This is a genomic window from Citrobacter cronae (assembly GCF_016893685.1).
Taxonomy (GTDB): Bacteria; Pseudomonadota; Gammaproteobacteria; order Enterobacterales; family Enterobacteriaceae; genus Citrobacter; species Citrobacter werkmanii.
In genome coordinates, this window is record NZ_CP069763.1 from 2547412 (window position 1) to 2551160 (window position 3749).

Below are 3749 nucleotides of genomic sequence, written 5' to 3' on the forward strand. Positions count from 1 at the left end.
CCATCCGGCAATCATTCTTATTCGTAGTAGTTATAAATTCCCGCAGCAATTACCAGTTGTGACGCCACTTCATGAGCCTTTTCGCGGCTTACCAGTAGATCAATGATTTTTAAACCAAAATCAATGGATGTTCCCGGACCCTGGCTGGTTAACAGGTTAACGCGCGGATCCCAGACGACACGCTTGTCTTGCCATTGTTCTGCGGGAATTTTGTCCTTCAACGCCGGGAAACCTGTCATATTTCCGATGGGGAAGATATCGTGCGGGACAAGTACGGTGGCGGCAGCGGCGCAAATTGCTGCGACAATACGCCCGGAGCGATGAAACTGCTTCACGGTTTCGACAAGCAAAGGGCTATCGCGAAAACACTCCGCGCCTTTAATACCACCAGGCAATACGATGATGTCGAAATCGCCGTCAGCCACTTCGACCAACGGTGCGTCAGCCAGCAGCTTCACTCCGCGTGAGCACACAATCGTCAGGTCGCCATCGCTGGCGACGCTTGCTGTAGTGACCTTAATTCCGCCGCGAACCAGCAGATCGATAGTCGTGACCGCTTCGGTCTCTTCACTACCAGGGGCGAGACAAACCAGTGCTTGAGCGCTCATACTCACTTTCCTTTCTCTTTACCATTTCAAACAGGTGGGCATTTTCCGGGACGGCGATGCCGTGCGCGCGGGCGCGTTTTAACAGGTAACCGGTAATATAGTCGATCTCTGTATGGCGCATGGCACGAATATCCTGCAGCATTGATGAGATGTTTTCCGCCGTACTATCAATGACTTGCTCGACATAATAGCGTAAATCATCCGCTGATGTGTGGTGGCCTTCGCGTTCAATAACCGCTGCTACTTCCTCACAGATTAGCGCTATTTTTTCCGGATGCTGACGCAGTTCGCCGTTTGGGCAGTCCCAGAGCGCCGTCAGGGGATTAATGACGCAGTTCACCGCCAGTTTGCGCCACAGTTCGGCACGAATATTATTGTGCCAGGCGACGTCCGGTAGTACTTCTTGCAGTGTTTCAGCCAGATAGCTGAAATCACCGTCCTGCTCACGCGCCGGACCGATGCGCGTTGTGCCCTGAGCGACATGAATGATGACATTTCCGTCGCGACGTGCTGCGTGGGTGGTGGTGCCCATCAGCAGAGGCTGTTTAATGTTTTGCAGCTCTTCAATCGTCCCCATACCGTTGTGAATCAGCAAAATTGGGGTAGTTTCAGGCAGAATTGCGGCCAGACCTTTTACCGCATCGGAAACCTGCCAGGCTTTAAGTGTAACCAGCAACAGGTCGCTTTTTGCCAAAAAGTCGGGGTCGTTTGCCGTCAGGGATTCATTAAAAACCGAACCATCCGTGTCGATCAGGTTCACGCTGCAGTAGGGCTGTGGCACGCGTAGCCACCCTTGCACCTCATGTCCATGTTTGCACAGCGTGGTAAGCCACAGCTGTCCTAACGCTCCACATCCCAGTACGGTAATTTTCATTCTTCCTCCTCACCTGCAACAGCACCAGGTGTTAATCCATATCGGCCGTACCCCTTTATTGTTCACAGGTTTCAGTTCCGCGTACAATTAAAGGATACAGCCTAGTATAGCGCTGTCTGTTGAGTAACTTTGCAGGTATTATGCTTCGCATCAAAAATGAAGGGAGAGGAAAAGATGCCATCTTTCGATATTGTCTCTGAAGTTGATCTTCAGGAAGCCCGTAACGCGGTAGAAAACGCCAGCCGCGAAGTAGAGTCACGCTTTGATTTTCGTGGAGTTGAAGCGACTTTTGAGCTGAATGAGTCAAATAAGACGATTAAGGTGCTGAGCGAATCAGATTTCCAGGTCAATCAACTGCTGGATATTTTACGTGCCAAGCTGCTGAAACGCGGGATTGAAGGCACATCGCTGGACGTACCGGAAACCTTCGTGCACAGCGGTAAAACCTGGTTTGTGGAAGCGAAGCTGAAGCAGGGTATTGAAAGCGCGGTGCAAAAGAAAATCGTTAAGCTGATTAAAGACAGCAAGCTGAAAGTGCAGGCGCAGATTCAGGGCGAAGAAATCCGTGTAACCGGCAAGGCGCGTGACGACCTACAATCTGTTATGGCGCTGGTTCGCGGCGGCGACCTCGGCCAGCCGTTCCAGTTTAAGAACTTCCGCGATTAAGTCGTAATGCCCGCTTATCCGGCCTACAGGTAGCACACGCTATTTGTCGGCCGGATAAGACGTCGCCATCCTGCAATCTTCACGCCTGGCTGATGGCCTGCTCAACCTCAAATCGATTGGTCACTTTGCTGTCGATTTTTACGTAGGCCGAATGTTCTTGCGCCACAATTAACACTTCGCTTATCCCTTCTTTAGCCAGCAGACGCTGCTTCAGGGTGTCATCCGCGGCAATCTCCGGGGGGATTTCCACGCGCAGGCTGCTAACGTACGGTGGTTCTTTCATTGTGCTGGCCACCAACAACCACACTGCCGCCAGAAGCGCGCCGGCCAGGAATACCGCCTGCCCATCAAACATGTCGACAACCCAACCGCCCAGCGAACCGCCAATCGCCACGCCAAGAAACTGGCTGGTGGAGTAAACGCCCATCGCCGTACCTTTATAGCCAGCCGGAGACTCTTTACTGATAAGCGAGGGGAGGAGGGCTTCCATCAGGTTGAAGGCGAGGAAGAATATCTGCACGCCCGCAATCAGCCCCCAGAAACGAATGTTTGCGCTCCACAATACAATTTCGGCAACAAGAATCAGTAACACGCAGGCGAGGAACACGCGTTTCATCCGGCGTTTCACTTCGGCGTAAATGATGAACGGCACCACGGAAACGAAGGACAGCAGCATCGTCACCAGATAAATTTTCCAGTGTTCGGCTGCGGGGAAACCCGCTTTCGCCAACTGACCTGGCAAGGCGACGAAAGTGGACATCAGTAAAATGTGCAGACACATGATGCCGAAGTTGAGCTTCAGCAGTTTTGGCTCCGCCAGTACTTTGCTGAAGCTACCTTTTACCATGCCTGATTCGCGGTTCAGTACGTGGGTAGTGCTATTGGGAACGACCCAAATGGTCAGCACGATACCTGTGGTAGCAAGGCCCGCAATCATCCAGAACAGCGCGTGTAGCCCCAGCGCGTGGGTAACGATCGGCCCCAATACCATCGCAATGGCGAAGGTGATACCAAAGCTGACGCCGATAAACGCCATTGCTTTGGTTCGGTTTTGCTCGCGGGTTAAGTCGGACAACAGCGCCATTACGGCGGCGGCAATCGCGCCAGAGCCTTGCAGAGCTCGACCGAGAATAATTCCCCAGATTGAATCTGAGAGGGCGGCAATCACGCTGCCGAAAACGAATACCGCCAGTCCGCCGACAATAAGCGGCTTACGACCGATGCGGTCTGACAGCAGACCAAAGGGGATCTGGAAGATGGCTTGCGCCAGGCCATAAATACCGATAGCAAGTCCGATCAAGGCTTCGCTGGCACCCTGTAGCGCCATACCGTACGTGGTCAGAACCGGCAGGACCATAAACATGCCAAGCATGCGCAACGAAAATACGGTCCCTAAACCCCAGGTGGCGCGCAACTCACCGGGCGTCATTTTGTAATCGTTCATTCCCACCTCTGTATTAATTTCGCGCCTAGTGTAAAGCGGGGAAGGGGTGGGGTAAACCTCTACGATATGTGGAATTGTGTAGCGGTATAACTGAAATAATTACTTGTGTAACTAATTTGCTTGCGATAATTACAGGTGTAGTGTTTTTGTGGTTATT

4 protein-coding genes are annotated in these 3749 nt (G+C 52.3%); 1 reads left to right on the top strand and 3 read right to left on the bottom strand.

Annotation, left to right across the window (positions count from 1 at the left end; translation table 11 throughout):
- Nucleotides 1-17: 17 nt before the first annotated feature.
- Both yajL and panE read right to left on the bottom strand, forming a co-directional pair.
- Nucleotides 18-608 carry a protein deglycase YajL gene (gene yajL / locus JSN25_RS10745; protein WP_069323955.1) on the bottom strand — a complete coding sequence of 197 codons (591 nt, stop codon included), beginning with the start codon at nucleotides 606-608 and terminating at the stop codon, nucleotides 18-20.
- Nucleotides 571-1482: a 2-dehydropantoate 2-reductase gene (panE, locus tag JSN25_RS10750; RefSeq protein WP_038638233.1), complete on the bottom strand. Its 912-nt coding sequence runs from the start codon at nucleotides 1480-1482 to the stop codon at nucleotides 571-573. Before panE ends, yajL begins: the two co-directional genes overlap by 38 nt.
- 174 nt (nucleotides 1483-1656) lie before the next feature.
- On the opposite strand from panE, the gene JSN25_RS10755 reads away from it, so the two are divergent.
- Nucleotides 1657-2148, top strand: a complete 492-nt coding sequence (locus JSN25_RS10755) for a YajQ family cyclic di-GMP-binding protein (RefSeq protein WP_038638234.1) — start codon at nucleotides 1657-1659, stop codon at nucleotides 2146-2148.
- A 79-nt stretch (nucleotides 2149-2227) separates the two neighbouring features.
- Here JSN25_RS10755 and JSN25_RS10760 read toward each other — a convergent pair whose 3' ends face one another.
- The gene (locus tag JSN25_RS10760; RefSeq protein WP_087857046.1) at nucleotides 2228-3592 is read right to left on the bottom strand and encodes an MFS transporter; all 1365 of its coding nucleotides are present in this window, start codon (nucleotides 3590-3592) and stop codon (nucleotides 2228-2230) included.
- Nucleotides 3593-3749 lie beyond the last annotated feature (157 nt).